At 64.1% G+C, this 3,494-nt stretch carries 1 protein-coding gene and 1 pseudogene; both read right to left on the reverse strand.

From position 1 onward, the window contains the following. Nucleotides 1-1,300: pseudogene (locus K8V11_RS00505) on the reverse strand (DNA-directed RNA polymerase subunit beta'); the annotation flags it as partial. 184 nt (nucleotides 1,301-1,484) lie between these two features. After that, nucleotides 1,485-3,494: DNA-directed RNA polymerase subunit beta (locus tag K8V11_RS00510; RefSeq protein ID WP_303910195.1), on the reverse strand; the 2,010-nt coding region annotated here is incomplete at its 5' end.

The following is a 3,494-nucleotide window of genomic DNA, read 5'->3' on the forward strand; positions in this document are numbered from 1 at the left end:
GGCCGACGACGATGACCGAACGGCCCGAGTAGTCGACGCGCTTGCCGAGGAGGTTCTGGCGGAAGCGTCCCTGCTTGCCCTTGAGCAGATCGGACAACGACTTGAGCGGGCGGTTGCCCGGTCCGGTGACCGGACGGCCGCGGCGGCCGTTGTCGAACAGCGCGTCCACGGACTCCTGCAGCATGCGCTTTTCGTTGTTGACGATGATCTCCGGCGCGCCCAGGTCGATGAGACGCTTGAGGCGGTTGTTCCGGTTGATCACGCGACGGTACAGGTCGTTGAGGTCGGAGGTCGCGAAGCGGCCACCGTCGAGCTGAACCATCGGACGCAGCTCCGGCGGGATCACCGGAACGCAGTCGAGCACCATCCCGGCCGGGTGGTTACCCGAACCCTGGAATGCGGCGACGACCTTGAGTCGCTTGAGGGCACGAATCTTCTTCTGGCCCTTGCCGTTGCGGATGACGTCGCGGAGGATCTCGGCCTCGGCCTCGAGATCGAAGTCCACGAGCAGCTGCTGGATGGCCTCGGCACCCATCGCGCCGGTGAAGTACTCACCGAAGCGATCGTCCAGCTCGCGGTACAGGTTCTCGTCCTGGATGAGCTGGTTCTTGTCGAGCTTGACGAAGGTATCCCAGATCTCGTCGAGGGCGTCCAGCTCGCGCTGGGCACCATCGCGGATCTTCTTCATTTCCTTCTCGCCGGCGTCCTTGACCTTGCGCTTGGCATCGGCCTTGGCCCCCTCGGCCTCGAGCTCGGCCAGGTCGGCTTCGGCCTTCTTCGCGCGCGCGTCGATGTCGGAGTCGCGCTCGTCCTCGATCATCTTCTTCTCTTCGACGATCTGCGCCTCGAGAGTGGACATCTCGTTGTGGCGCAGCTCCTCGTCGACAGAGGTGACGACGTAAGCCGCGAAGTAGATGATCTTGTCGAGGTCCTTCGGAGCGATGTCGAGCAGGTAGCCCAGCCGCGACGGAACGCCCTTGAAGTACCAGATGTGGGTCACGGGAGCGGCAAGCTCGATGTGTCCCATGCGCTCACGGCGCACCTTCGAACGGGTCACCTCGACGCCACAGCGCTCACAGATGATGCCCTTGAAGCGGACACGCTTGTACTTACCGCAGTAGCACTCCCAGTCCCGGGTAGGGCCGAAGATCTTCTCGCAGAACAGGCCCTCCTTCTCCGGCTTGAGGGTGCGGTAGTTGATGGTCTCCGGCTTCTTCACTTCGCCGTAAGACCAGTTTCGGATGTCTTCAGCAGTGGCAAGGCTGATGACGAGCTCATCGAAGAAGTTGACGTCGAACACGTAACTTCCTTTCCCCGGTGTGGGTGGTATGGCGGGCCCTAATCGGAATGTGCCCTTTCGGGCCCGCCGGGGTGGTTACTTCTTGCGGTTCACTGACCAGCATGTGCCGGCCTCGAACCCTAAGGCAGTTACCGGGATTCCTGACGGCGCAGGTGCTGCGCCCTCAGGTCACCGGTTCGATTCGCTACTGGATAGCCTCATCCGCCGAGGCACCCTCGTCGCGCGAGAGGTTGATGCCCAGGTTCGCGGTGGCGCGATCCAGATCGTCGTCGTCCGCACCTTCGCCGAGCGACACGGCGGTGCCGTCCTGCGACAGCACCTCCACGTTGAGGCACAGCGACTGGAGCTCCTTGAGCAGAACCTTGAACGACTCCGGGATACCCGGCTCCGGGATGTTCTGCCCCTTGACGATCGCCTCGTACACCTTCACACGGCCGACGACGTCGTCGGACTTGATGGTGAGCAGCTCCTGCAGGGTGTATGCGGCGCCGTACGCCTGCATCGCCCAGCACTCCATCTCGCCGAAACGCTGGCCACCGAACTGGGCCTTACCGCCCAGCGGCTGCTGCGTAATCATCGAGTACGGACCGGTCGAGCGCGCGTGGATCTTGTCGTCGACCAGGTGGTGCAGCTTGAGGATGTACATGTAGCCGACGGCCACCGGGTACGGGTACGGCTCGCCGGAACGGCCGTCGAACAAGGTGGCCTTGCCGTCGGCACCGACCATGCGCTCTCCGTCGCGGTTCGGCAGAGTCGAACCGAGGAGGCCGGCGAGCTCGTGGTCCTTGGCACCGTCGAATACCGGCGTCGCGGTATTCGTGTCGGCGGGAACCTCCATGAGCTCCTCGGGAAGCTTGTTCGCCCACTCCGGCAGGGAGCCGTCCGCTTCACGCGGAACTTCCCAACCGGTCTTGGCAAGCCAGCCGAGGTGCGTCTCGAGGATCTGACCGATGTTCATACGACGCGGAACACCGTGGGTGTTCAGGATGATGTCGACCGGCGAACCGTCCGGGAGGAACGGCATATCCTCGGCGGGGAGAATCTTGCCGATAACGCCCTTGTTGCCGTGGCGGCCGGCGAGCTTATCGCCGTCCTGGATCTTGCGCTTCTGGGCAACGTAGACGCGGACCAGCTCGTTGACGCCGGGGCTCAGGCCCTCGTCGTCATCCTCGCCGCGCGTGAACACGCGGACGCCGATGACCTTGCCGGACTCGCCGTGCGGGACCTTGAGCGAGGTGTCGCGAACTTCCTTGGCCTTCTCACCGAAGATTGCGCGCAGCAGGCGCTCCTCCGGGGTCAGCTCGGTCTCGCCCTTCGGCGTCACCTTGCCGACGAGGATGTCGCCGTCGCGAACCTCGGCACCGATACGGATGATGCCGCGCTCGTCGAGATCGGCGAGCACGTCGTCCGAGACGTTCGGGATGTCGCGGGTGATCTCCTCGACACCGAGCTTGGTGTCGCGGGCGTCGATCTCGTGCTCCTCGATGTGAATCGAGGTAAGAACGTCCTCTTCCACGAGGCGCTGCGACAGGATGATCGCGTCCTCGTAGTTGTGACCCTCCCACGGCATAACCGCGACGAGCAGGTTCTTACCGAGCGCCATCTCGCCGTTCTCGGTGGCAGGACCGTCCGCGAGAACCTGGCCGGCCTCGACGCGGTCGCCCTCGTCGACGATCGGCTTCTGGTTCGAGCAGGTGCCCTGGTTCGAGCGAGCGAACTTGTTGACGCGGTAGGTCTGACGACCACCCTCGTCGTCCATCACGGTGATGTAGTCGGCGGAAACCTCTTCGACGACACCGGCGAAATCGTTGACGATCACGTCACCGGCATCGACGGCTGCACGCAGCTCCATGCCGGTACCGACGAGCGGCGACTCGCTGCGCACGAGCGGCACAGCCTGACGCTGCATGTTCGCGCCCATGAGCGCGCGGTTGGCGTCGTCGTGCTCGAGGAACGGGATCATCGCGGTGGCGACCGATGCGAGCTGGCGCGGCGAAACGTCCATGTAGCCGATGTCCGAGACCGGAACCTGCTCGACGTCACCGAACTTCTTGCGCACGAGCACCGTCTCGCCGAGGATGTTGCCATCGTTGTCGACAGGCGTGTTGGCCTGAGCGACGATGTGGCGGTCTTCCTCGTCGGCGGTGAGGTAATCGACGTCGTCGGTGATCTTGCCGTCGACGACGCGGCGGTA

This window comes from Dietzia timorensis (genome assembly GCF_020742175.1).
Lineage (GTDB): Bacteria > Actinomycetota > Actinomycetes > Mycobacteriales > Mycobacteriaceae > Dietzia > Dietzia timorensis_A.